The organism is Saccharothrix saharensis, from assembly GCF_006716745.1.
GTDB lineage: Bacteria > Actinomycetota > Actinomycetes > Mycobacteriales > Pseudonocardiaceae > Actinosynnema > Actinosynnema saharense.
The window spans coordinates 5,216,288-5,239,980 of record NZ_VFPP01000001.1; the positions used below are offsets into that span (position 1 = coordinate 5,216,288).

General features: G+C 72.9%; 25 protein-coding genes. 16 read left to right on the forward strand and 9 right to left on the reverse strand.

Features of this window, described 5'->3' with window-relative positions; all coding sequences use genetic code 11:
• Positions 1–24: 24 nt before the first annotated feature.
• Positions 25–552, forward strand: a complete 528-nt coding sequence (locus FHX81_RS42150) for a TFIIB-type zinc ribbon-containing protein (RefSeq protein ID WP_246107944.1) — start codon at positions 25–27, stop codon at positions 550–552.
• Positions 553–592: 40 nt separating this feature from the next.
• Here the strand turns inward: FHX81_RS42150 and FHX81_RS23210 are convergent, their stop codons facing one another.
• A complete protein-coding gene (locus FHX81_RS23210; protein WP_170232141.1) occupies positions 593–1,717 on the reverse strand; it encodes a methyltransferase domain-containing protein in 1,125 nt (374 codons plus the stop codon).
• 112 nt (positions 1,718–1,829) lie between these two features.
• Between FHX81_RS23210 and FHX81_RS23215 the strand changes: the two genes are divergently transcribed.
• The 5 genes from FHX81_RS23215 (at position 1,830) to FHX81_RS23235 (ending at position 4,539) form a co-directional block, all read left to right on the forward strand.
• Entirely contained in the window at positions 1,830–2,213 is a 384-nt protein-coding gene (locus FHX81_RS23215) for a helix-turn-helix domain-containing protein (protein WP_170232142.1), read from the forward strand.
• A 5-nt stretch (positions 2,214–2,218) separates the two neighbouring features.
• Positions 2,219–2,917, forward strand: coding sequence for a hypothetical protein (locus FHX81_RS23220; protein WP_141980152.1), 699 nt, complete (start codon positions 2,219–2,221; stop codon positions 2,915–2,917).
• A 117-nt stretch (positions 2,918–3,034) separates the two neighbouring features.
• A complete protein-coding gene (locus tag FHX81_RS23225; protein WP_281291785.1) occupies positions 3,035–3,319 on the forward strand; it encodes a DUF2516 family protein in 285 nt (94 codons plus the stop codon).
• Entirely contained in the window at positions 3,313–3,975 is a 663-nt protein-coding gene (locus FHX81_RS23230) for an alpha/beta fold hydrolase (protein WP_246107945.1), read from the forward strand. The genes FHX81_RS23225 and FHX81_RS23230 overlap by 7 nt, the downstream gene beginning before the upstream one ends.
• A gap of 9 nt (positions 3,976–3,984) precedes the next feature.
• Positions 3,985–4,539 carry a type 1 glutamine amidotransferase domain-containing protein gene (locus FHX81_RS23235; RefSeq protein ID WP_141980153.1) on the forward strand — a complete coding sequence of 185 codons (555 nt, stop codon included), beginning with the start codon at positions 3,985–3,987 and terminating at the stop codon, positions 4,537–4,539.
• A gap of 46 nt (positions 4,540–4,585) precedes the next feature.
• Here FHX81_RS23235 and FHX81_RS23240 read toward each other — a convergent pair whose 3' ends face one another.
• The gene (locus tag FHX81_RS23240) at positions 4,586–5,344 is read right to left on the reverse strand and encodes a MerR family transcriptional regulator (protein WP_141980154.1); all 759 of its coding nucleotides are present in this window, start codon (positions 5,342–5,344) and stop codon (positions 4,586–4,588) included.
• Between the two features lie 71 nt (positions 5,345–5,415).
• Between FHX81_RS23240 and FHX81_RS23245 the strand changes: the two genes are divergently transcribed.
• Positions 5,416–5,964: a YbaK/EbsC family protein gene (locus FHX81_RS23245; protein ID WP_141980155.1), complete on the forward strand. Its 549-nt coding sequence runs from the start codon at positions 5,416–5,418 to the stop codon at positions 5,962–5,964.
• Between the two features lie 31 nt (positions 5,965–5,995).
• Positions 5,996–7,081, forward strand: coding sequence for a hypothetical protein (locus FHX81_RS23250; protein ID WP_211363546.1), 1,086 nt, complete (start codon positions 5,996–5,998; stop codon positions 7,079–7,081).
• A gap of 25 nt (positions 7,082–7,106) precedes the next feature.
• Here FHX81_RS23250 and FHX81_RS42645 read toward each other — a convergent pair whose 3' ends face one another.
• The 5 genes from FHX81_RS42645 to FHX81_RS23275 are packed head-to-tail and all read right to left on the reverse strand — an operon-like array spanning position 7,107 to position 11,131.
• The gene (locus tag FHX81_RS42645) at positions 7,107–8,174 is read right to left on the reverse strand and encodes an LOG family protein (RefSeq protein WP_141980156.1); all 1,068 of its coding nucleotides are present in this window, start codon (positions 8,172–8,174) and stop codon (positions 7,107–7,109) included.
• Between the two features lie 44 nt (positions 8,175–8,218).
• Complete coding sequence (gene purU / locus FHX81_RS23260) at positions 8,219–9,097, reverse strand: formyltetrahydrofolate deformylase (RefSeq protein ID WP_141980157.1); 879 nt, start codon at positions 9,095–9,097, stop codon at positions 8,219–8,221.
• A 12-nt stretch (positions 9,098–9,109) separates the two neighbouring features.
• Complete coding sequence (locus FHX81_RS23265; RefSeq protein WP_141980158.1) at positions 9,110–9,844, reverse strand: maleylpyruvate isomerase family mycothiol-dependent enzyme; 735 nt, start codon at positions 9,842–9,844, stop codon at positions 9,110–9,112.
• Between the two features lie 10 nt (positions 9,845–9,854).
• Entirely contained in the window at positions 9,855–10,658 is an 804-nt protein-coding gene (locus FHX81_RS23270; protein ID WP_141980159.1) for a class I SAM-dependent methyltransferase, read from the reverse strand.
• Positions 10,637–11,131, reverse strand: coding sequence for a DUF2505 domain-containing protein (locus tag FHX81_RS23275; RefSeq protein WP_170232143.1), 495 nt, complete (start codon positions 11,129–11,131; stop codon positions 10,637–10,639). The genes FHX81_RS23270 and FHX81_RS23275 overlap by 22 nt, the downstream gene beginning before the upstream one ends.
• Between FHX81_RS23275 and FHX81_RS23280 the strand changes: the two genes are divergently transcribed.
• Together FHX81_RS23280 and FHX81_RS23285 are read left to right on the forward strand one after the other, a co-directional pair.
• On the forward strand, positions 11,130–12,239 hold the full coding sequence (locus FHX81_RS23280) for a UDP-N-acetylmuramate dehydrogenase (protein ID WP_246107946.1): 1,110 nt from the start codon (positions 11,130–11,132) through the stop codon (positions 12,237–12,239). The genes FHX81_RS23275 and FHX81_RS23280 overlap by 2 nt on opposite strands.
• A gap of 79 nt (positions 12,240–12,318) precedes the next feature.
• Positions 12,319–13,314, forward strand: a complete 996-nt coding sequence (locus FHX81_RS23285) for a trypsin-like peptidase domain-containing protein (RefSeq protein WP_141980162.1) — start codon at positions 12,319–12,321, stop codon at positions 13,312–13,314.
• Here the strand turns inward: FHX81_RS23285 and FHX81_RS23290 are convergent.
• On the reverse strand, positions 13,268–13,999 hold the full coding sequence (locus FHX81_RS23290; RefSeq protein ID WP_141980163.1) for an SDR family NAD(P)-dependent oxidoreductase: 732 nt from the start codon (positions 13,997–13,999) through the stop codon (positions 13,268–13,270). The genes FHX81_RS23285 and FHX81_RS23290 overlap by 47 nt on opposite strands.
• A 91-nt stretch (positions 14,000–14,090) precedes the next feature.
• Here FHX81_RS23290 and FHX81_RS23295 point away from each other — a divergent pair, with 91 nt between their 5' ends.
• The 6 genes from FHX81_RS23295 to FHX81_RS23320 all read left to right on the forward strand — a co-directional run bounded on the left by FHX81_RS23295 (position 14,091) and on the right by FHX81_RS23320 (position 20,806).
• Complete coding sequence (locus FHX81_RS23295) at positions 14,091–15,236, forward strand: L,D-transpeptidase (protein ID WP_141980164.1); 1,146 nt, start codon at positions 14,091–14,093, stop codon at positions 15,234–15,236.
• Between the two features lie 123 nt (positions 15,237–15,359).
• Entirely contained in the window at positions 15,360–16,157 is a 798-nt protein-coding gene (locus FHX81_RS23300; RefSeq protein ID WP_141980165.1) for an alpha/beta fold hydrolase, read from the forward strand.
• Positions 16,154–17,407, forward strand: a complete 1,254-nt coding sequence (gene mshA, locus FHX81_RS23305; protein ID WP_141980166.1) for a D-inositol-3-phosphate glycosyltransferase — start codon at positions 16,154–16,156, stop codon at positions 17,405–17,407. The genes FHX81_RS23300 and mshA overlap by 4 nt, the downstream gene beginning before the upstream one ends.
• Positions 17,404–17,886: a type III secretion system chaperone family protein gene (locus FHX81_RS23310; protein WP_141980167.1), complete on the forward strand. Its 483-nt coding sequence runs from the start codon at positions 17,404–17,406 to the stop codon at positions 17,884–17,886. Before mshA ends, FHX81_RS23310 begins: the two co-directional genes overlap by 4 nt.
• A gap of 68 nt (positions 17,887–17,954) precedes the next feature.
• Positions 17,955–18,833, forward strand: a complete 879-nt coding sequence (locus tag FHX81_RS23315) for a DUF4349 domain-containing protein (protein ID WP_141980168.1) — start codon at positions 17,955–17,957, stop codon at positions 18,831–18,833.
• A gap of 410 nt (positions 18,834–19,243) precedes the next feature.
• Positions 19,244–20,806: a 4-coumarate--CoA ligase family protein gene (locus tag FHX81_RS23320; protein WP_141980169.1), complete on the forward strand. Its 1,563-nt coding sequence runs from the start codon at positions 19,244–19,246 to the stop codon at positions 20,804–20,806.
• A 216-nt stretch (positions 20,807–21,022) separates the two neighbouring features.
• Here FHX81_RS23320 and fxsT read toward each other — a convergent pair whose 3' ends face one another.
• Positions 21,023–23,536, reverse strand: a complete 2,514-nt coding sequence (gene fxsT / locus FHX81_RS23325) for an FxSxx-COOH system tetratricopeptide repeat protein (RefSeq protein WP_211363547.1) — start codon at positions 23,534–23,536, stop codon at positions 21,023–21,025.
• Positions 23,537–23,693: the final 157 nt, after the last annotated feature.

The following is a 23,693-nucleotide window of genomic DNA, read 5'->3' on the forward strand; positions in this document are numbered from 1 at the left end:
TGTGTCGTGCGTACCCTCGAAGAGGTGATCTGTCCGAAGTGCCAGGACCTGATGCGGACCATCAGCCGTGGTTCCGTTCACATCGAGCAGTGCGAGAACTGCAAGGGCGTGTTCCTGGACGGCGGCGAGCTGGAGCAGATCATCGCCGCCGAACGGGCGCACTACGCGCAGCCGTACCGGCCGGAGGGCGTCCCGGTGCACACGCCGGTCGCACCCGTGCCCGTCGCTCCCGTGCCCGTCGCTCCTGGGCCGGTCTCACCCGGGCCGGTGGCCGCCGGTGATCCGACGGTGGCCGCGCCGGTCGAGGGTGCCGCGCCGGTCGAGCCCGCGGCGCCGGGAGCAGGCGAGGTCGCCGACGTCCCGCCCGCGGCCGGGCCGCCTCCGCCCTACCAGCCGCCGCCGGGCACGCACACCGGCCCGCCGCCCCCGTACCAGCCACCGCCCGGCACCGTGCCCGCCGCGCCACCGCCGGCGGTGTACCCGGTCGGGTACCACGACCCGCACTACCCGCCGCGCCGCAGGCGCAGCTTCCTGGAGGAACTGCTCGACTGAACGGTCCGAGCGTTCGACTCGTGCGCCCCGGACGCAGGACTCACGGGAGGGGCCAGGTCAGGGCGGTGCCGTCCAGGGCGAAGTGCTGGGCGGTCGGGGTCGCGGTGAAGGTGAACCGGTGCCGGCGGGGTTCGCCCAGCGCGCGCCACTGGCGGTAGGCGGCCTCGGCGACGTCCCACAGCGCCCGCGGCCCGCCCTGGTCCACGACGGCACCCCGGTGCCGGACCCACGAGCCGTCCGGGTGGACCAGGCGGACCGGGTCGCCCGCCACCGCCACCTCGGCCAGCGCGAGGCCCGCGAAGAACTCGAAACCACCGCCCGGGTCGAGCACCGCGCGCGAGGACAGCAGGGTCGTGCGTGACGTCGTCGGCTCCGCGGTCGAGGCCGCTACCAGCGCCTCGTCGGCCCACGCCTGCCGGTGGGCGCGCAACGGCATGAACCGGCCGTCCTCCGGCAGCACCCGACCGGTGGCCCGCCCGTCCCGCACGGTCAGCCGCACCAGGCCCGCGCCGATGGCCCGGTTCAACGTGGTCACGACCACCCCGCCGGGCGCGGTCTGCGCCAGCCACGCCGTCGGGATCCGCGACACCGCGCACGTGCCGAGGACGCGGTCGTAGGGCGCACGCGGCGCGTGACCCCGCTCACCGTCGCCCGCGACGCACGTCGGGTGGTGGCCAGCGACGGCCAGCCGCGCCCGCGCCCGCGCCAGCACGCCGGGGTCGACGTCGATCGAGGTCACCCGGTCGTCGCCGAGCACGTGGGCGAGCAGGGCGGCGTTGTAGCCGGTGCCGGTGCCGACCTCCAGCACCCGGTCGCCGGGCGCGACGGACAGCGCCTCCAGCATGATCGCCATGATCGTCGGCATGCTCGACGAACTCGTGGGTACCCCGGTCGCGGCACCGGTGGCGAGTGCTTGCTGCCACGCTCGGTCGTCGTTGTCGAGCTGGGTCACGCGGACGTCGTCGCGGTAGACCAGCGCGAGGTGGTCCGGGTGCGCGTCGGTCACCGGCTCCCAGGCGCCGTCGGGACGGGGCGCGAAGAACCCCGGCAGGAACACGTGCCTCGGCACCTGCCGAAACGCGTCGACCCACCGCGGGTCGCGCAGCACGCCGGCGGCCACGAGCGCGTCGACCAGCCGAGCCCGCAGGTTCGCCGCGACATCCACGCGGTCCACGGTAGCCCTGTGGGCGAGCACACGTCCCGATCGCTAGCAGAGCGCTTGCAGTAGCTAGCACCTCCGCGTACGGTCGACAGCGGATCGAGGAGGTGCCGCGAAGTTGGACAAGTCCATCGACGAGGCGGTGGCCGATCTCGGCCGCGACATCGGCGAGTACATCCGCCAGCAGCGCAACACGGCGAAGATCTCGTTGCGGCAGCTGGCCAAGCTCGCCGGGGTCTCCAACCCGTACCTGAGCCAGATCGAACGCGGTCTGCGCAAGCCGAGCGCGGAGATCCTGCAGCAGATCGCCAAGGGGCTGAGGATCTCCGCGGAGGCGCTGTACGTCGAGGCCGGGATCCTGGAGCAGCGCGAGGGCGGCGCCCTCGCGGACGCCATCGTCACCGCCCCCGACCTGACCGAGCGGCAGAAACAGGTGTTGCTCGACGTCTACGAGTCGTTCCGGCGGGAGAACACCGCCACCAAGACCAAGCCGGAGGAGTGATCTCCATGCCGAACCTGCCCACCACCGAGGAACTGCGCAAGGCGGGCGAGCAGGCCGTCGCCGCCGCCCGCACCCCGCTGCTCGCCGCCCTGGGCGCCGGTGACCTGGCCGCCAAGGCCGTGATCGAGGCGCTGAACAAGGCCCGCGAGCGCGCCGAGTCGGCGAAGAGCGCCGCCGAGTCCGCCGACCTGAAGAAGGACCTGCGCGACCGGCTCGACCCGGCCGAGCTGCGCAAGGTCGTCGACGCCTACACGCAGTCCGCGCTGAACCTCTACCAGTTCCTCGCCCAGCACGGCGAGGAGGCGCTGGAGAAGCTGAAGACCCAGCCCGGCCTGCAGAAGGCGCTGCACCAGGTCGAGGAGGCCGTCGAGACCGCCCAGAAGCGCACCGAGGCCGCCGCCGCCGACGCCCGCGTGCTGGCCGACGACGTGCTCGGCAAGGTGTCCCGCCGCACCCGCGCGGTCGGCGAGAAGGTCGCCGACGACCTGGACGACGCGACCGAGAAGCTCGCCGAGACCGTGGTCGAGGTCGGTGGCGACGTCGCCGCCGAGGTCCGCGAGACCACCCGCAAGGCGGCGCCGCGCAAGCCCGCCGCGACCAAGCCGGTCACCGCGACCAAGCCGGTGGCCAAGCCCGCGAGCTCGACCAAGACCGCGGCCACCCGCTCGACCACGGCGAAGAAGCCGGCCGACAGCGGCCAGTGACCCGACCGTGACGGGGCGTCCTGACCGAGGACGCCCCGTTTCGGCTGTACCGCGACGGCGCCGCGCACGTACGCTGGAGGCGTGTTGCCACCATTCCCCCCGTTCAGTCCGCTCTACCTGGACATCTGGGTCATGTTCGCGGCCTACTACGCCGCGCTGGTCATGGGGGTGTTCGCGTTCGCGCACGCGCTCTCGCAGCGGGCGGACGCCTACACGGCGGCCGAGCGCATGACCAAGCCCGCGTGGCTCGGCATCACCGGTGGTGGCGCGTTCGCGCTGCTGCTGTTCCACCCGTTCTCCGCCGGCGGCATGTTCTGGCTCGCCGGGCTGGTCGCGGTCACGGTGTACGTGGTCGACGTCCGGCCCCGGCTGATCGAGGTCCAGCGCGGCCCGCGGTGGTGACGCACCGGAGCTTCGGCTCCGGCGCACCCGTCACGCTCGTCGGCCACGGCCTGGGCGCGACACCCGGTGAGGCACGGCTGCCCACGTCCGGCCTGCCGGGCACGAAGGTCGTGGTCACCCTCCCCTCGCACGGCGACGCGCCGGACGCGCCGGAGGGTTACTGGACCTACCGGCGCATCGCCGCCGACCTGCGCGCCGTCGCACGGGAGACCGGCGCGACCCGGGCGCTCGGCGTGTCGCTGACCGCGGGAGCGCTGCTCGCCCTGCTGGCCGGGGAACCCGACGCGTTCGAGCGGGTCGCCCTGCTGCTGCCCGCCGTGCTGGACGAGCCCCGGCGGATGCTCGGCCGCGAGGAGGCGATCACCGCCGTCGGCGGGCCGCCGGACTACCAGGCGGAACGGCGGCTGGCGTTCGCCCGGCTCGACGGGGCGCTCGCCGAGCTGCCCGGCCAGGTCGCGGTGCCCGACCGGGCGGCGCTGGCGCGGGTCACGGCCCCGGTGCTGGTGATCGGCGCGACGCGGGACCCGCTGCACCCCGGCGACGTGGCCGAGCAGGTCGCGGCCTCGTTCCCGAACGGCAGGCTGGAGCTCGTGCCGTCGTGGCTGACCCACCGCGGCGAGGTCCGAGGGTGGTTGTCCGACTTCCTGCGCGGGTAGCCGAAGGGCATGGCCGAACAGAAGAGGATCGCATTCCTGGTCGACACGGAGGGCATCGAGCAGGTCGAGCTGACCGAGCCCTGGCAGCACGTGGAGAAGGCCGGTGCCGTGCCGAGGCTGCTCGCGCCCAAGCTGGGGCAGGTGCGGGCGTTCGACCACCTGACGCCGGCCGACACGTTCGACGTGGACGTGCCGTTCGCGCACGCCGACCCCATGGACTACGACGGCGTGGTGATCCCGGGCGGGGTGGCCAACTCGGACAACCTCCGCCTCGACCGCGACGCGGTGCAGTTCGTCAAGCAGCACGTGGCCGCGGGCAAGCCGGTCGCGGCGATCTGCCACGGGCCGTGGCTGCTGGTCGAGGCGGACGTGGTGCGGGGCAAGATGCTGACCTCGTTCCCCAGCCTGGCCACCGACATCCGCAACGCGGGCGGCGACTGGTCCGACGAGGAGGTCCGGGTCTGCGACATGGCCGGGTGGACCCTGGTGACCAGCCGCAAGCCCGACGACCTGCCCGCGTTCAACCGCGAGGCGCTCAAGGCCTTCGGGCTGCAAGGCCTCTGACCGCTCGCACCGGGTCCACGGGGATGTGCACCTCCCCGTGGACTCGCTAGAGCCTGGCCGCCGCGTACGCCGCGATCGCGTCGCGCACGTACTCGGCCAGGCCCTCGGCGTGCTCGTCGAGCTGCGCCTTGAACTCCGGCGCGTCGGCGTAGAGCTCACCGAGGCCGGTGTAGGACTCCCGGTTCGGCGTCCAGCTGCGGGACAGCCAGGCGTGGTGCCGGTCGGTCACCTCCAGCGCGCGCGGCGCGTCGGCCGCGACACCGGCGCGGAACACGTCCGCGTAGGCCTCGACGATCGCCTTCCACTCGGCCAGGTAACCGTCGGCGTCGGCCTTCGTCCAGTCCTTCATCCGGCGCTTGCCCTCGTCGATGTGCTCCTGCGCCTGCTCGCCGTAGCGCTCCACCAGCTCCGCCTCGTAGCGGGCCTGGCGGTCGGCGTCGAAGCCGTCGAACAGCTCGTCCATCTTCACCTCGTCACCCCCTTCCAGTTCCTCGATCGTCCGGGAGACGGTCCGGGCCAGCTTCGCCAGCCGGTCCTGCTCGGCGGCCAGCCACCGCGCGTGGTTGCGCAGCACGTCGACCGCCCGGTGCCGCCCGTCCAGGACCTCGGCCACGGTGTCGAGGCCGAGTCCCAGCTCGCGCAGCAGCAGGATCCGCTGGAGCCGGAGCACCTGCGCCCGCTCGTAGTAGCGGTAGCCGTTGTCGCCGACCCACGCCGGTTCGAGCAGGCCGATCGCGTCGTAGTGCCGCAGCGTCCGCGAAGTCACCTTCGACATCCGCGCGACCTGCGCGATCGACCAGGCCATGACCGTGCTCCCTCCCTGTGCCGACAACGGTAGAGGTTGACGTAACGTCAAGGTCAAGCGCAGCCGGCAGGATGGTCGGCGTGTGGACCATCGCAGGCACCCTGACCCCGCTGCCCGTCCTCGACCGGCTGGACCTGGTGGCCGCCCCGGTCGCCGCCGCGCTGAGGGCGATGGCGGACGGCGGCCGGCTCGCGGTCGCGGAGATCGACCCCGCGTTGGCGGACACCGCCGAGTTCTGCGCGCACTACGGCTCGCCGCTGGAGGCGTCCGCGAACTGCGTCGTCGTCGCGGGCAAGCGCGGCGACACCGTCCGGTACGCCGCGTGCGTCGTGCTCGCGACCACGCGCGCGGACGTGAACGGCGTCGTGCGGCGGAGGCTGGACGCGCGCAAGGCGTCGTTCGCGCCGATGGACGACGCGGTGTCGCTCAGCGGCATGGAGTACGGCGGCATCACACCCGTCGGCCTGCCCGACGACTGGCCCGTGCTGCTGTCACCGGAGGTCGCCGCCGCGCCGGAACTGGTGATCGGCAGCGGCGTGCGGGGCAGCAAGCTGCTCGTGCCCGGCGACGTGCTGGCGAAGCTGCCGGGCGCGGAAGTCGTCGAGGGCCTGGCCCGGTGAACGGGGGAAGCCGGTGGACGTGAGCTCGGGGGTGGCCGGTTTGGTCCTCGGCGCGCTGATGGGTCTGCTGCTGACCGTGTTCTTCGAGGACTACCTGAAGGACCGCCGTTCCCGGGTGGGCAGGCGGGTGCGGCGCCTGGTGGCCCGGGGCGGCCTGCCCGAACAGCGGGCGGAGTTCCACCTCGGCCCGCTGAAGTGCCCGATGCTGATCGTCGAGGGCGACGGCGAGCAGGTCATCAACGAGCAGTCGGTGCGCGTGGTGGTCGACCACGACCCGGTCGAGCTGCCCGCCGAGATGGTCCCCTGGCGCGACGAGGTGGCGGCCGAGCAGGAACGCAGGCGCGCCGCGGGCGAGCACGCGTTCTGGAACGGCCCGAACTACGCCGTGAGCGGGTTCACCGTGAGCCGCACCGCGCTCGACGAGTCGCCGGAGGTGGCGCTGCGCCTGCGGCCCGCCGACTACTACACCTTCCTGACCGCGCAACAGCTCGATCGCGAGTTCGCCGACGGCACCACCCCGCGCGAGCGCTACCTGGCCCCGACGACGCCGCTGGACGTGCCCGACTTCCTCAACTGCAGCTTCGGCACGAACGTCGCCGTGATCACGGCGGACAACCTGCTCGTCGTGCAGCAGCGCAGCACGCGCGTCGGGTCGCAGCCCGGCACGTGGAGCTCCTCGGCGAACGAGGCGCTGTCGCGGCAGCTCGACTCTCGGGGCAGGTCCGCCCCGAACCTCTACGACGTGATGCGGCGCGGCATCGTCGAGGAGCTGGCGATCGAGGAGACCGAGTACCACTTGGAGCTGCTCGCGTTCACCATCGACACCCGGCGGCAGCAGTGGGGTGCGCTGTTCGTCGCGTTCCTGCACGACCTGACCGGCGCCGACCTGGTGGAACGCCGGTCGAAGGGCGTGGCGGACAAGTGGGAGCACGACCGGATGGAGTTCGAGGCGTTCGAGGTCGCCCCGGTCGTGCGGATGCTGCTGTCGCCGCAGCGGCGCGACCGGTGGTCGTCGGTGGGGCCGCCGCTGTTCTACCTGGCGCTGATCCGCAAGTACGGGCGGGCGCACGTGGAGCGGCGCGCGGCGGTGGAGCTGCGCCGGCTCGGGCTGAAGTGAGCGCGGACCGGGCGCGGGCGGCGGGTCAGCCCGCGTAGCCGCGCAGGAAGTCGACCGCCTCGTCGGCGTCGTCGGTGACCAGGATCCAGCGCTCCGCCTCACGGCCGGCGGCCAGCCTGCGCACCAGGGGCGCGGCCGGGACCTCGTCCACCCAGAACGCCTCGCCCAGGAACACCATCGGCGCGGCCGGGCCGACCGAGCCGTAGTGGTTCTGGCAGTAGTCCTGGAAGACCTCCTGCACGGTGCCCGCGCTGCCCGGCGTGTAGATGATCCCGCCGGTGGCGACGGTGAGCAGGCCTTCCTCGCGCACCGAGTTGGCGAAGTACTTGGCGTGCAGCTCGCACGCCGGGTTCGGCGGCTCGTGGCCGTAGAACCAGGTCGGGATGCCGATCGTCCGCGGCCTGCCGGAGGTGGGCAGGTCGGTGGGGCACGCGGCGATCCAGCGGCCGATCGACTCGGCGTCGCCGCCGAACTTCGGTGCTTTCGCCAGGTCCCCCAACGTCGGCTCGTCCACGCCGATCCGCACACCCAGCGGCACGGCCTCCATCACGCCCGGTCCGCCGCCGGTCAGCACGGTGAACCCGGCCGCGCCGAGCGCCGCGCCCAGCTCCACGGCCCGCCGGTAGCCGTCCGTGTCGCGGCCCAGCGCGTGCCCGCCCATCACGGCGACCGGCCGTTCGGGCAGGACGGCGGCCAGCGCCTCGGTGATCGCGTGGTCGTGCAGGCGTTCGGCGAGCGCGTGCAGCGGGTCCGGGTTGTGGCCCTGGGCGCGGCTGTGCCGGTAGATCCGGGCGTCCGGGGTCTCGGCGTAGGAGACCGGGTCGTCCGGGTCGAACCCGGCGAACAGCTCCGCGGGCGTGTACAGCCGCGACCGGTACACGTCGTAGGGCAGGTCGGGGATGGCCGGGAACACCAGCGCACCGGCCGCCGCCGCACGCCGTTGGGCGAGCGGCGAGAGCGTGCAGCCGAGGAACAGCGCGCCGTCCATCGGCACGCGCAGCTCCTCCTCGCCCAGGTCGAGCCCGACGAGCACGGCGTTCCTCAACTCGGTCGCCGCGCGGACCTGCTCCAGGTCGGTGTACTCGGTGCGCACCGGCGCAGCCTACGTGCGGGCGCCCGCCCCGGATCGGGGTTTCGTCAGAAGATGACGGTCTGGTTCCCGTGCACGAGGACGCGGTCCTCCAGGTGCCACCGCAGACCCCGCGCCAGCACGACCTTCTCGATGTCACGGCCCTTGCGCACCATGTCGTTGATCGAGTCGGTGTGGTCGACCCGGATCACGTCCTGCTCCACGATCGGGCCCTGGTCGAGGTCGGCGGTCACGTAGTGGCAGGTCGCGCCGACCAGCTTCACGCCCCGGCCGCGCGCCTGGTGGTACGGCCGCGCGCCCACGAACGACGGCAGGAAGCTGTGGTGGATGTTCAACGCCCGCCCGGCCCAGGCCGCGCACAGCTCCGCGGGCAGGATCTGCATGAACCGCGCCAGCACCACCGCGTGCGGCCGGTGGCCGTCGACGAGCTGCCGCAGCTGCGCGAACGCCGCAGCCTTGCCCTCCGGGTCGTTCGTCGGGAACGGCACGTGGTGGAACGGGATGCCGTGCGCCCGGGTGATCCCGGCCAGGTCGGCGTGGTTGCCGATGACCGCGGCCACGTCGACGTCCAGCTCGTGCGACGCCACCCGGCCCAGCAGGTCGTACAGGCAGTGCCCCTCCTTGGACACCAGGATCACCACGCGCCTGCGCTCGCCGGAGTCCGAGACCCGCCACGACCCGGGGTGCGCGCCCAGGTCCCGCGCCACCTCCGCGAACCGGGCGCGCAGCTCGTCCACGTCGAACGGCAGCGAGTCCGCCCGCACCTCCTGGCGGGTGAAGAACCAGTTGGTGGTCGGGTCGGTGTGGTAGGCCGCCTCGACGATCCAGCCGCCGTGCTCGGCCAGGAACGAGGAGATCCGCGCCACGATGCCGGTGCGGTCGGGGCAGCCGAAGGTGATCACGTAGCGTCGTTCAGGCAGGGGCACGACCGGAAGTATCTACGGTCGCGGCAGCGCGTCCAGCAGAGACCTGTCACCCGATGTGATGGCGCCGCTGGGCCTGCCCCACGCCGCGCGGTACAGCGCGTCGGCCGTGCCCGCCACGGTGGCGTCCTCGTCGGTCGCCGACCCGGTGATCGGGCCGACCTCCGGCGCCTCCCCCGGCGTGAGCCGCACCTCCCAGGCGCGACCCGCGTCGGCGGCGTGGAACAGCACCCGGCCGGCCCGCTCGACCGGCTTGCGCCGCGCGACGCGCACCAGCATCCGGGTCAGGAACTCGTCCACCCCGTCGGCCGCGAACTCGACGTCGAACAGCAGCGACGGCACGTCCGCGCCGTGGCGGGCGTGCTCGGCGTCCAGCCGGTGGATCGCGGTCTCGTGCGCCTGCCGGCGCGACCAGAAGGCGAACGTCCGAGGCTCGGCGAACGTCCACGCGGGCGTGTTCGACGTGGTCCAGGCCAGGGTGTCGGCCAGCTCGGTGACCACCTTGTCCCACCAGTCGAGCAGCTCGTCCCAGTCGGCGGGGCGGTCGTCGGGCCTGGGCCGCTCGCCGTCCGCCGGCGTGCGCAGCGCCCGCAACGCCCAGGAGTGCGTGCTCGCGACGTGGTCGACGAGGTCACGCACCGTCCACCCGGGACAGGTCGGCACCGGGGCGTCCGACCCGGCGGCGACCGCCGCGGCGCGCAGTGCGGCGTACTCGGTCCTGAGGTGCTGCACGAAATCGGCGTGGTCCACTCCGCACAGCCTAGGGACTCACGACCTCCCAGGGCAGGGTGACCTCGCCGAGCCGCCACCGCTTGCGGTCGTCCAGCACGGGCCAGCCGCGTTCGGCCAGCAGCCGCACCGACTCCACCCACCGCGCCCGCGGACCGTAGGGCGCGAAGGGCGCGCACGTGGCCCAGCACGCGTCCAGCTCGCCGAGCAGGGCGTGCACCCGCTCACCCGGCACGTTGTGGTGGATGAGCGCCTTGGGCAGCCGTTCGGCCAGGTCACCCGGTGTCTCCAGGTCGGCGGGCAGGCACGACAGCGTGAACGTCCGCGGCCCGTCCGCGGTCAACGCCACCCAGCAGCAGCGGCGGCCGATCTCGTCGCACGTGCCCTCGACCAGCACACCGCCGGGCGCGAGCCGGCCGACCATGGTGTCCCACGCCTCGGCGGCCTGCTCCTCGGTGTACTGGCGCAGCACGTTGAACGCCCGCAGCAGCAGGGGGCGCGCGCCCGCCAGCTCGAACCCGCCGCGCCGGAACTCCAGCAGCGGCGGGTCGGCGACCTCCTTGCCCGCGGCGACCCGGTCGGCGTCCAGCTCCAGGCCGAGGACGCGCACACCCGGGTTGACCGCGCGCAGCCGTGCCGCCATCTCGACGGTGGTGATCGGGGACGAGCCGTAGCCGAGGTCGACCACCAGCGCGTCGGGTGCGGTCAACAGGTCGCGGTGGGCGTGCGCGACCCACCGGTCGACCCGGCGCAGGCGGTTCGGGTTGGTGGTGCCCCTCGTCGGCAGGCCGAGCGCGCGGGCCCGGCCCGCGGCTAGGCGCGGCGCGCGAGCCATTCGGTGGTGAACTCGGCTTCCTTGTCCAGCAGCAGCGCGACCTGCTCGGCGATCATCGCCTCCAGCTTGCCGCCCATGATCGGGATGCCCACCTTGACCTGACCGGTGAGGGTGAGTTCGCTCCCACTCGCGGTGTCGGCGAGCGTGATCGTGCCGTCCAGCCGGCCCGGGACGCCGTTCAGCGTCACCTCGACCGTGCCCGCGTACCCGGCCTCGGTCCACGACTCGGCGCGGTCGATCACGAGGTCCCCGCCGAGCAGGCCGCGCGCCACCGACGGCAGCTTGTCCGCGGGCACACCCTGCCTGAGCTGGTAGGACGTGGTCTGGTCGGTGGTGGTGAAGGCGACCAGCTCCGGGTTCGTGCCACCCAGCTCGGCGAGCCGGTCGCGCAGGTACGTCTGGTCCACCAGCGCTGCGTACACGTCCCGCGCGGGCCGGCGGGACGTGGTTCGGTGCTCGATGCGGCGTGCCATGTCGCGGAGGCTACCGTTCTCGGTCGTGACCACCCCGCCCTCCAGTGCCCGTGTGCCGCTGGCCGAGTGCACCACGCTGCGGCTCGGTGGCCCTGCGACGAGGTTCACGCGCGCCACCACAGCCGCCGAACTGGTCGAGACCGTGCGTTCCCTGGACGCCGACGGCGAACCGCTGCTGCTGCTCGGCGGCGGGTCGAACCTGGTCGTGTCCGACGCCGGGTTCCCCGGCACGGTGGTGGCGGTCGGCACGTCCGGCCGCCGGCTCGACCCGTTGGGCGACGGTCTCGTGCAGCTCACCGTGGAGGCGGGCGAGGACTGGGACTCGGTCGTCGCGGAGGCCGTGGCGCAGGGGCTGGGCGGGCTGGAGTGCCTGTCCGGCATCCCCGGCCTGGTCGGGGCGACGCCGGTGCAGAACGTCGGCGCGTACGGCGTCGAGGTCGCGCAGGTGCTGACGTCGGTCGACCTGCTGGACCGGCGCACCGGCCGGGTGCACCAGGTGCCCGCGGACGGGCTGGGGCTGGCGTACCGCACGAGCGTGCTGAAGGGCACCGACCACGCGGTGGTGCTGCGGGCCCGGTTCGCGCTGACCGCGGGCGGCCAGTCCGCGCCCATCCGGTACGCCGAGCTGGCCCGCGTGCTGGGCGTCGCGCCGGGTGACCGGGTGCCCGCCGACGCGGCCCGCAAGGCCGTGCTGGAGCTGCGGCGCGGCAAGGGCATGGTGCTCGACGCGGCCGACCACGACACGTGGAGCGCGGGCTCGTTCTTCACCAACCCGATGCTGGACGACTCGACGCTGGCCGGGGTGCTGATCCGGATCGCGGAGCGGCTGGGGCCGCACGTGGACGTGCCGACGTACCCGGCGGGCGCGGGGTTCGCGAAGCTGTCGGCGGCGTGGCTGATCGAACGGGCCGGGTTCGGGCGCGGCCACCGGGGGCGCGGTGGGCGCGTGGCGCTGTCGGGCAAGCACACGCTGGCGCTGACGAACCGGGGCGGGGCGTCCACGGAGGACTTGTTGGAGCTGGCGCGCGAGGTGCGCGACGGGGTGCGGGCGGCGTTCGGGGTGGAGCTGCACCCGGAGCCCGTGCTGGTGGGCTGCGACCTGGGTTGACGGCCGAACGGGTGACTCGGTGTGACGAATCCTCACTCCACGCGTTTCATGGAGGTAGGGGCACCCGTTGGAGGTCGTCATGGCCTACCCCGACGACGATCGCGCGGCCGTCAGGCCGATCAAGAAGCTGGTTGAGGACGATTTCCTGAGCCGGCCCGGCGTGGTGGGTGTCGACCTCGGCGAGAAGACCGTCGGCGGCCGGGTGACCGGTGAGCTGGCGATCGTCGTGTTCGTCCGCCGCAAGGGGCCCGCCGCCCAGTTCGCCATCCCGCCCGACGTGCTCGGCGTGCCGACCGACGTGGTCGAGGACACGCTCTGGCCGCACCACACCATCGCGTCGCCGGAGGGCGTGAGCGGCGCGGAGCGGCACGAGACGCCGGCGGGCGGCATCGGGATCGGTCCGAGCCGGGCGGTCCGGCTGGTGCCGCCCGACGTCGCCGAGGTCGACGACTACGTGGTGGCCGGGACGCTCGGCGCGCTGGTCCGGCCGCGCCGCAGGCACGGGGTGATGGCGTTGACGGCCTTCCACGTGGCCTGCGTGGACGACGCCTGGGCGGTCGGCGACCCGATGGTGCACCCGTCCCGCGTGGACGGCGGCCACCCGGTGCGCGACCGGGTCGGCGCGCTGGCACGGGCCGCGCTGTCGGCGCAGGTGGACGCCGCCGCGATCGTGCTGACCACGCCGCGCGCGCGGCCCGAGGTGGTGGGGCTGGGGCCGGTCACCGGCCGGGCTCGAGCCAGGGTGGGCGACCGGGTGCGCAAGCGCGGCCGGACGACCGCCGTGACCGAAGGCGTGGTGGCGTCCACGGACGCGGCGATCACGCTGGACTTCGGCGTGGGGCTGGGCGTGCGGACGCTGCACGACCAGATCCGGATCGAGACGCCCGGCTTCGCCGACCACGGCGACTCGGGCGCGGTGCTGCTGGACGACGCGAACCGGGTGGTGGGGCTCTACTGCGGCGGGAGCCCGGACCGGGGGTTCGCCAACCCGATCGGCCCGGTGCTCGACCAGTTGGACGTGGAGCTGATCACGCCCGGTGGACGCGGGTCGCCGACGCCTGCGCCCGGGGCTTGAGCACGATCCGGTCCAGGTTCACGTGCGGTGGCCTGGTCACCGCGAACGCGATCACGTCCGCCACGTCGTCGGCGGTCAGCGGCGTGACGCCCTGGTAGACGGCGGCCGCGCGGTCGGCGTCCCCGTCGAACCGGTTCACCGAGAAGTCGGTCTCCACCATGCCCGGCAGGATCTCGGTCACCCGGACCGGCCGGCCGAGCAGCTCGCCGCGCAGGGTGCGGTGCAGGGCCGACTGGGCGTGCTTGGCCGAGGTGTAGCCGGAACCGTTGTCGTAGGCCTCGTAGGCGGCGATCGAGGTGACGCTGACCACGTGCCCGTCACCCGAGGCGATCAGCTTCGGCAGCAGGCCCTTGGTGACGCGCAACGTGCCCAGCACGTTCGTCTCCCACATCCACCGCCAGTGCTCCTCGTCGGCCTCGGCGACGGTGGCCAGGCCGCGCGCGCCGCCCGCGTTGTTGACCAGCACGTTCACCGCGGGCACCGCGTCGAGGAAGGCCTCGACGGACGGAGCGGAGGTGACGTCCAGTTCGACCGCGGTACCCCCGATCCCGTCCGCGATAGCCTGGAGGCGGTCGAGCCGCCGGGCGCCCAGCACCACGTGGAAGCCCTCGGCGGCGAGCCGGCGGGCGGTCGCCTCACCGATCCCCGCGCTGGCTCCGGTAACGACTGCGATAGGACGGTTCACACCGATGATCCTATGTGCGGGCCCGTGCGTGACGCGGATCACTCGCACCGGGCGTCGAGTGGGACGTCCTTCGATCGGGAGGTCGTGAAACGTGCACAGGACAGTGGCGGCTCTGCTGCTCGGCTTGGCCCTGGTGGCCGGCTGCTCGGTGAAGGTGGAACAGGGCACGGCGAAGCCGGTCGGCGGCGACAAGCCGCCGGTGGCCAAGTTCACCACCGCGCCCCCGGACGGTGCGGCCGACGCGCCGGTGAACCAACCGGTCCAGGTCACCGTGGCCGAGGGCGCGATCGACCAGGTGGCGGTCACCAACCCGGAGGGCAAGGCGGTCGCCGGCAAGCTCTCCGAGGACAGGAAGACCTGGACCAGCACCGAGCCGCTCGGCTTCGGCAAGGCCTACGCCTACAGCGGGCGGGCGACCGGGACCGACGGGCGCCCGGTCGAGCTCAAGGGCGGGTTCACCACGGTCAACCCGGCGTCCCAGGTGCGCGCCACCCTGTTCCCCGGCGACAACCAGACCGTGGGCGTCGCCGTGCCGATCAAGGTCGAGTTCGACGCCGACGTCTCGGACCGGGCCACCGTGGAGAAGGCGCTGACGGTGACCAACTCGGCGGGCGTCCAGGGTCGTTGGGCGTGGCTGAACTCGCACGAGGTCCACTACCGGCCGGAGACGTACTGGCCCGCGAACACGCAGGTCCACGTCGAGGCGAAGCTGTACGGGGTGCCCTACGGCGGTGGTGCGTTCGGGCGCGCGGACGTGACCAGCGACTTCACCATCGGCCGGAACCAGGTCGTGAAGATCGACAACCCGACGCACCAGATGGTCGTGCAGCGCGACGGGCAGACCGTGGCCACGTACCCGGCGTCGTTCGGCAAGCCCGACGACCCGGAGCTGACCACGCCCAACGGCACGTTCGTGGTGATGGAGAAGTTCGAGCAGTTCAGCTTCGACAACCCGCGGTACGGGTACACGAACGTGGTCAAGAAGTGGGCCGTGCGGATCTCCAACCACGGTGAGTTCATCCACGAGAACAACGACAACGCGGGGAACATCGGGAAGGCCAACACGTCGCACGGGTGCGCGAACCTGTTGGAGGCCGACGCGAAGGCCTACTACGACAGCGCGTTGGTCGGCGACCCGGTGGAGGTGACCGGGTCGATCACGACGTTGCCGGCGCAGTACGAGTGGTACGACTGGCAGATCCCGTGGGCGCAGTGGCAGACGATGTCGGCCCTGTGAGGGGTGGTCGCGGGCCGGTGCCCGGTCGGGCCCGAGCCCGCTTCGCGGTGATCCCGCGGCGGTGGTGGCGGAAAATCGCCTGCTCCGGGAAGTGATGCGCTGATCCGCGCGTTGTCGTAGGTCGTGCGAAACACTCTCCTCGGCGCCGAGGGCGTCCGGCTGTCGGTCCGCGAGTCCGGGCCGGTCGATGCCCCGGCGGTCGTGCTGGTGCACGGTTGGGCCCAGTCCGGGGAGGTGTGGCCGTCCCAGCCGTCCCTGCGCTCGTACGCGCTCGACCTGCGCGGTCACGGGCGGTCGGAGGTGGGCAGCGGTGGGTACGGGGACTCGGCGTGCTGGGCGGCCGACCTGGAGGCCGTGCTCGACCACGTCGGCCGGCCGGCGGTGGTGGTCGGGTGGTCGTACGGCGGGTTGGTGATCGCGGACTACCTGCGGGTACACGGGACCGTGGGTATCAGCGGGCTGGTGTTGGTCGGCGCAGTCACCGAGATCGGGCGCGGGCGGCCCGGCGGGGTGATCGGGGAGGTCATGCGGGCGGCGTTGCCGGACGCGTTCTCGGACGACCCGGAGGTGGCGGTGCCCGCGTTGGCGCGGTTCTACCGCGACCAGGCCCGCGGGGTGGCCGGTGACGTGGTGCAGCGGATGCTGGGCACGGCGTTGCGGGTGCCGCCGCGGGTCCGGCGGGAGATGTTCCGGCGTGACGTGGACAGCGCCGCTGTGCTGAAGTCGGTGGACAAGCCGACACTGGTGGTGCACGGCACCGCCGACGAGGTGGTCGACCCGGCCGCCGGGGAGTACGCGGCGGCCCTGATCCCCGGAGCCGACTTGCGCCGCTACGACGGAGTTGCCCACGCGCCGTTCCTGGAACGACCCGAGCGCTTCGCGGCCGACCTGGCCGGCTTCGTCGCGGGGGTCTCCCGGTGAAGCGGGTGGCGGTGCTGTCGGTGCACACCTCGCCGTTGGAGCAGCCGGGCACCGGTGACGCCGGCGGGATGAACGTCTACATCGTGCAGACGGCCACGCGGATGGCGCAGCGGGGCATCGCGGTCGAGATCTTCACGCGGGCCACGTCGTCGGATCTGCCGCCGGTGGCCGAGCTCGCGCCCGGCGTGAAGGTGCGGCACGTGGTGGCGGGGCCGTTCGAGGGGCTCGGAAAGGAGGAGCTGCCCGGTCAGCTGTGCGCGTTCACGGCCGGCGTGCTGCGGGCCGAGGCGCGGCACGAGCCGGGTCACTACGACGTCGTGCACTCGCACTACTGGCTGTCCGGGCAGGTCGGGTGGCTGGCGCGGGAGCGGTGGGCGGTGCCGCTGGTGCACACGGCGCACACGTTGGCCAAGGTGAAGAACCTGGCGCTGGCGGCCGACGACACGCCGGAGCCCCGGATGCGGGTCATCGGCGAGGAGCAGGTCGCCGCCGAGGCGGACCGGCTGGTGGCCAACACCGAGGTCGAGGCCGCCGAGCTGGTCAAGCTCTACGACGCGGACCCGGCGAAGGTGCTGGTCGTGCCGCCGGGCGTGGACCTGGAGCGGTTCACGCCCGGTGACCGCGACGGCGCGCGTGCTGCCCTGGGGCTGCCGCGGGACGCCGTCGTGCTGGCGTTCGTGGGGCGCATCCAGCCGTTGAAGGCGCCGGACGTGCTGCTGCGGGCGGCGGCGGAGATGGTCGCGCGCGACCCCGGGTTGCGGTCGCGGCTGGTGGTGCTGGTGGTCGGCGGGCCGTCCGGGTCGGGCATGAAGACGCCCGACGAGCTGGTGCGGTTGGCGGCCGAGCTGCGGATCTCGGACGTGGTGCGGTTCCTGCCGCCGCAGGGCGGCGAGGCGCTGGCGCGGGTCTACCGGGCGGCCGACGTGGTCGCGGTGCCCAGCCACAACGAGTCGTTCGGGTTGGTGGCGCTGGAGGCGCAGGCCTGCGGCACGCCGGTGGTCGCGGCGGCGGTCGGCGGGCTGCCGGTGGCGGTGCGCGACGGCGTGTCGGGCGCGCTGGTGGACGGCCACGAGGCCGGGACGTGGGCGCGGGTGCTGTCGACCATCGCGCTGAACCCCGCTCGCCGCGAGGAGCTGGCCAGCAACGCCGTCGGCCACGCCCGCCGGTTCTCCTGGGACCGGACGACTGATTCGCTCCTCGCCGGGTACGCCGAGGCCGGGGACGTGTTCCGCGAGGAGGTTTTCGCTTGAGCCTGGACGACGTGATCCGGTCGACGCTGGACGACCGCGAGCTGCGCTACGAGCACAAGGAACCGGGCCGGTTCTTCGTGACCCTGCCCGGCGCCAAGAAGCTCCAGACGAACTGCTGGCTGGTGGTCGGCCGGCACGCGCTCGTGGTCGAGGCGTTCGTGTGCCGCAAGCCGGACGAGGCGCACGAGGACGTCTACCGGTTCCTGCTGCGGCGCAACGCCAGGCTGTACGGCGTGCACTACACGATCGACACGACCGGTGACATCTACCTCGTCGGCCGGGTCGCGTTGCACGCCGTGACCCCCGACGAGCTGGACCGCGTGCTGGGGCAGGTGGTGGAGGCCGCGGACGGCGACTTCAACGCGTTGCTGGAGATCGGGTTCGCGGGCGCGATCCAGCGGGAGTGGGACTGGCGGGTCTCGCGCGGCGAGTCGCTGGCCAACCTCCAGGCGTTCCGCCACCTGGTGTCCGAATCGTGATCGCGCGCGGGCAACGGGGCTGACCCCGCCTCCCGTCCCACCGGTGACCGCGGACCAGGGAGGGTCACATGGGCAGACGGGTGGGGCTGGTGGTCGCCGCTTTCGCGGTGGCGGCACTGGCGGGGTGCGGTGCCGGCGGCTCGGCGGGGTCGTCCGCCGACCAGGCGGCGGCGCCCGCTCCGGCGCAGGACAACGCGCAGCGCGGCGGCGCGCCGCCGAAGCAGGAGTCCGCGGGTGAGGCGCAGCGGGCGGGCACGTCGGCGCAGCAGAACCGGCAGCTCGTGCGCACGGCGACGGTCGAGCTGCGCGCGCCGGACTCCGACGCGGTGCTGGCGCGGGTCAAGGACCTCGTGATCGCCGAGGGCGGGTACTCGTCGCAGGAGCGGTCGCAAACCGGTCGGGCGTCGGTGACGGTGAAGGTGCCCGGCGACCGGCTCGACCCCGTGATGGAGTCGATCGGCGAGCTGGAGGGCGTCGAGGTCGGCCGCCGGGAGCTGCAGACCGAGGACGTCACCGAGCAGGTCGTGGACATCGAGGCCCGGCTGGCCAACCAGCGGGCCAGCGTGGAGCGGGTGCGCGGGTTGCTGGACCGCGCCACGACCACGGCCGAGATCACCGACATCGAGGCCGAGCTGACCTCGCGGCAGTCCGAGCTGGAGTCGCTGCAACGCCGGTACGAGGCGCTCAAGGGCCAGACCGCGATGGCGACGCTGACCGTGTCGATCTCCGAGACCGGCGAGCCCGTGGCCGTGGCGGAGGAGGACGACTTCCTCGACGCGTTCGCGGGCGGCTGGAAGGCGCTGGTGGAGGCGTTCTCGTGGCTGCTGGTGGTGCTGGGCGCCGTGCTGCCGTTCGCCGTGGTGCTGGGGCTGCCGACGGTGGGCTACCTCTGGTGGCGGCGGCGTCGGAAGGCGACCGTCGCGGCCGCGTCGACGAGCACGCCGTAGCACCCGGTCGGGACGGTTTCCTGACGAAAAAGCTACTGAGAGCATCATCGCGCGGGAGCGCGGGGCGGCTTGGGAGAGAGGGGGAGTCGCGAGTTCAAGCCGCCCCGCGTCGATCCCCGCGGTGGGTTCGGGCGGGGGGAGCCCGGTGTCCCTGCGGGCGCGGTTCGACGGGGGGAGGGCGAACCGCGGTGGTGCCGCGCCGGTCGGTCGGAGTGCGTGGGAGCCGACCCGCAGGGCCCTGCCAACTTGGCAGATGGCCGGTGATCCCCACAAGGGGTGCCGCTACTCCGTTCGAGTGTTCTTAGCCGAGTTAAGTAACGCTGTAGCGGCTCGGTCACCGTCCTTGACCAGCGATGTGGCTTGACTCACGATGGCGGGATCCCGGCCCCCTGGATGAATGAGGCAGCCGCATGGTCTTCCGCAGTCCGTTCCCCGACGTCGCGGTCCCGGACGTCACGCTGCACGAGTTGCTGTTCGCCGACCTCGGCGAGCGCGCCGACCGGGTCGCCCTGGTCGACGGCACCTCGGGCGCGTCGCTGACGTACCGCCAACTGGCCGGGGCGGTCGACCGCCTGGCCGCCGCGCTGGCCGCCAGGGGGATCGGCAAGGGCGACGTCGTCGGCATCCTCAGCCCGAACACCCCGTACTACGCCGTCGTGTTCCACGGCATCCTGCGCGCGGGCGCCACCGCGACCACCATCAACGCCCTCTACACGGCGGACGAGGTCGGGCACCAGCTCCGCGACGCCGGCGCGAAGATGCTGTTCACGGTGTCCGTGCTGCTGCCCAACGCCGCGCCGGGCGCGGAGAAGGCGGGCATCTCCGACGTGGTCGTGCTGGACGCGGCCGACGGCTACCCCAGCCTGTCGTCGCTGCTGGCGAACACCGAGCCGGTGCCCGAGGTGGTGATCGACCCGGCGCGGGACGTGGCCGTGCTGCCCTACTCGTCCGGCACGACCGGCCGGGCGAAGGGCGTGATGCTGACGCACCGCAACCTGGTGGCGAACATCGTCCAGTGCGGACCGCTGCTCAAGATCGGCGAGAGCACGAAGATCCTCGCCGTGCTGCCGTTCTTCCACATCTACGGCATGCAGGTGCTGATGAACAACGGCCTGCACGTCGGCGCGACCGTGGTGACGCTGCCGAAGTTCGACCTGCCCGAGTTCCTGCGGGTGATCCAGGACCACCGCACCGACCGCGTCTACATCGCGCCGCCGGTCGCCGTGGCGCTGGCCAAGCACCCGCTGGTCGACCAGTACGACCTGTCCGGCATCGACACGATCTTCTCCGGCGCCGCGCCGCTGGACGTCGACCTCGCGGCGGCCGTGGCCGAGCGCCTGGGCTGCCGCGTCTCGCAGGGCTACGGGATGACCGAGATGAGCCCGGTCAGCCACGCCATCCCGGACGGCCGCGACGACATCTCCGTCGGCACGGTGGGCGTCATCGCGCCCAACATGGAGTGCCGCTTCGTGGACCCGGCCACCGGCGAGGACGTCGGCGTCGGCGAGCGCGGCGAGCTGTGGTGCCGCGGCCCGAACGTGATGAAGGGCTACCTGAACAACCCCGAAGCCACCGCCGCCACGCTCGACGACGAGGGCTGGCTGCACACCGGCGACGTCGCCGTGATCGACGAGAACGGCCTGGTCAGCATCGTGGACCGGGTCAAGGAGCTGATCAAGTACAAGGGCTACCAGGTCCCGCCCGCCGAGCTGGAGGCACTGCTGCTGACCCACCCGGAGATCGCCGACGCGGCGGTGGTCGGCGTGCGCGACGACGAGGGCGAGGAGGTGCCGAAGGCCTTCGTCGTCCGCCAGCCGGGCGCGGCACTGGACGAGTCCGCCGTGATGGCGTTCGTGGCCTCCCAGGTCGCACCGCACAAGAAGGTGCGGGTGGTGGAGTTCATCGACGCGATCCCGAAGTCCGCCTCCGGCAAGATCCTCCGCAAGGACCTCCGCGCCCGCGAGGTGCGTTGATCAGGTGACCGGTGGGTGCGGGTCGGCCGCTTGGACCATGGCCGACCCGCGCCAACGGGTTCCCTGGCGAGGTCGGACATCGGTCGAGCCCTGTCGGTCGCCGGAAGCGCGCCGAGGGTGGTGCTGCACCGTGGTGGTCCCTGATGAGGAACGACCCTTGAAGGGTTCGTTCCGCCACGGCGAACCGGTCGCCTTCTGCGTCATCGGGTGTTCCGACTACTCGGAGGACCGGATGCGCTTCACGCGCTCGGCGAGCTGTTGCGCCTCGTCGACGCGTCCCAGGTCTCGCAACAGGAGCGCGAGGTTGTTCAAGCGGGTGGCGACGGCGGGGTGGTCGGGTCCGTAGGTGGCCTCGGTGATGCCCAGCGCTCGTTCGAAGAGGCTCTGGGCGTCGTCGGTGCGGCCCAGGTCTCGCAGTACTAGCGCGAGGTTGTTCAGTCGGATGGCGACGGTGGGGTGGTCGGGTCCGTAGGTGGCCTCGGTGATGGCCAGCGCCCGCTCGAACAGGGGTTGGGCGTCGTCGGGCCGGCCCAGGTCCCGCAACGCGAGGCCGAGGTTGTTCAGGCGGATGGCGATGTTGGGGTGGTCGGGGCCGTAGATGGCTTCGTCGATGCCCATCGCCCGTTCATAAAGCGGTTGGGCTTCGCCGGGGCGGCCCAGACCGCGCAACGCGAGGCCGAGGTTGTTCAGTCGGATGGCGACGGTGGGGTGGTCGGGTCCGTAGGTGGCCTCGTCGATGCCCAGCGCCCGTCTGAACAGGGGTTGGGCGTCGCCGGGGCGGCCCAGGTCCCGCAACGCGAGGCCGAGGTTGTTCAGGTCGGTGGCGACGGTCGGGTGCTCGGGTCCGTAGGTGGCCTCGTCGATGCCCAGCGCCCGTTCGTAGAGGGGTTGGGCGTCGCCGGGTCGGCCCAGGTCCCGCAACGCGCCGCCGAGGTTGTTGAGACGGGTGGCGACGGTGGGGTGGTCGGGTCCGTAGGTGGCCTCCGTGATGCCCAGCGCGCGTTCGAACAGGGGGTGGGCGTCACCGGGACGGCCGTGTGTCCGGAGGTAGGTGGCGGCGCGGTCGAGCAGCCACGCGGTGTGCTTGCCGGTGGCGGACGGGGCGTTCGAGCTGTCCTCGTGCACGGTCAGGACGTGGGGGAGCAGTGCCCGCCAGCGGGGCCAGTTCTGCGGTGCGGTGACGATCGCGCTCGGGAGGTCCGCTGCGAGCAGTTGCTGGACCACCAGTGCCGGAGACGCGGGATCCTGTGCCGGCGTTGCGGTGCGGGCGCGGAGTGATTGTCGGAGCAGCCGATGGGCGATGGTCACCTCGTCGCCGGACCGCCGGACCAGGAACCAGCCGGCCAGCGCCCCGACCGCCTCGGCGAACCCGACCGGGTCCGCGGCGACCTCGGCCAGCGGTTCGGGCAGCACCTCCGGGTGGGCGGTGAACAGGTCCAGGGGGACGGGTTCGGGAGCCATCCAGGCCAGCAGGTCGAGCAGTTGCACCGCCGCCCGGTCACGTGCCCGCAAGGCGGTCAGCGACAGGTCCCACAGGGTCGCCAACGTCTCCCCACGACCGGCGACCCGCCCGCGGCCGATCATCTCGGCGGTACGCGTGCGCAGCAGCTCCAGGTACGCGGTGGCGGGGAGTTCGGTGGCCTCCAGGTAGGCCGACGCCTGTTCCAGCGCCAGGGGCAGATCGCCCAGCCACTCGGCCAGCGCATCCGCCGCGTCGTCGTCCATCCGGGGGAGGCGGCGTCGCAGCAGCGCCACGCTCTCGTCGCGGTCCAGCACGTCCACGTCCAGTACGGGGCCGAGGGACCGGAAGCCGTTGCGCCTGGTGGTGATCAGCACCCGGCCGTCGCCGGGTGGCAGGTAGGGCCGCAGGGCGTCGACGTCCTCGGCGTTGTCGAAGACCAGCAACCACCGTCGCCGTCCGCGCAACTCGGCCAGGACCATGGCGGCCGTGGCCGTGGGGTCGGCACCGCCGTCGATGCCCAGCGCGGCACCCAGCTCGGCCAGGTGGTCGGGGATCAGCGAGGGCTGCTCGGCGGGGATCCACCACACCACGTCGAAGTCGGTCGCACAGCGGTGGACGTACTCGATCGCCAGTTGCGACTTGCCGACCCCGCCCAGGCCGCGCAGCGAGTGCACCGCCACCGTCCCCGGCGACCGCATCGCCTCGCGCAACCGCGACAGCGAGCCGGCGCGCCCGGTGAAGTTCGGGTTGCGCGCCGGCACGTTCCACACGCCCGGTAACGCACCCGGGAACGCGGGCTCCCGGGTCACCGCCCTCGTCCGGCCCGGGAAGACGGGCGCGGTGGCGGGCTTCAACCGGCCCTCGACCGCACCCTTCACCACCCGCAGCAGCCGGTCACGGGCGTCATCGGCGGGCAGGTCGAACAGGTCCTCCGACACCACCGAGCCCAACAGGCCCGGCCGGTCGCAGTCCTGCACCCGCAGCACCAGCAGCTTGCGGTTCTCACCGAGCGGGGCGTCGCGCCACGCGGCCTGCCACTCCGACGCACCGAACGCCGACTCCAGATAGGCCGCCGACAGCACGGCGATCGTGCGTTCCGCCTTCTGCACGCCCTCCTGCATCGTGGCGACCCAGTTGCTGCCCGGCACGATGTCCCACGCCTGGATCAGGACACGGTGACCGGCCTCCTCCAACTCCCACGCGATCCACTCGGCCCACTGCCGATCGTCCTGCGTGTAGGAGACGAAGAAGTCCCACCCGTCCGCCACGGACACCACCCTCCACGCCGCGTACCCGGACACATCGTGCCCGCCCGACACCTGGTTACAGCACAAGCCACACCTCGAAGACCCGAACAGCGGAACACGCACGGAACGCACCAGCGCGGAACACGCGCGTCCCGGTGGCGGACACGCTGCCGCGGCC

Coding starts and splice junctions, on each gene's coding strand:
- FHX81_RS23220 (WP_141980152.1), top strand. CDS start 2,219: ATGCCGAACCTGCCCACCACCGAGGAACTGCGCAAGGCGGGCGAGCAG.
- FHX81_RS23235 (WP_141980153.1), top strand. CDS start 3,985: ATGGCCGAACAGAAGAGGATCGCATTCCTGGTCGACACGGAGGGCATC.
- FHX81_RS23240 (WP_141980154.1), bottom strand. CDS start 5,344: ATGGCCTGGTCGATCGCGCAGGTCGCGCGGATGTCGAAGGTGACTTCG.
- FHX81_RS23245 (WP_141980155.1), top strand. CDS start 5,416: ATGGTCGGCGTGTGGACCATCGCAGGCACCCTGACCCCGCTGCCCGTC.
- FHX81_RS23270 (WP_141980159.1), bottom strand. CDS start 10,658: ATGGCTCGCGCGCCGCGCCTAGCCGCGGGCCGGGCCCGCGCGCTCGGC.
- FHX81_RS23280 (WP_246107946.1), top strand. CDS start 11,130: ATGTCGCGGAGGCTACCGTTCTCGGTCGTGACCACCCCGCCCTCCAGT.
- FHX81_RS23275 (WP_170232143.1), bottom strand. CDS start 11,131: ATGGCACGCCGCATCGAGCACCGAACCACGTCCCGCCGGCCCGCGCGG.
- FHX81_RS23285 (WP_141980162.1), top strand. CDS start 12,319: ATGGCCTACCCCGACGACGATCGCGCGGCCGTCAGGCCGATCAAGAAG.
- FHX81_RS23315 (WP_141980168.1), top strand. CDS start 17,955: ATGGGCAGACGGGTGGGGCTGGTGGTCGCCGCTTTCGCGGTGGCGGCA.
- FHX81_RS23320 (WP_141980169.1), top strand. CDS start 19,244: ATGGTCTTCCGCAGTCCGTTCCCCGACGTCGCGGTCCCGGACGTCACG.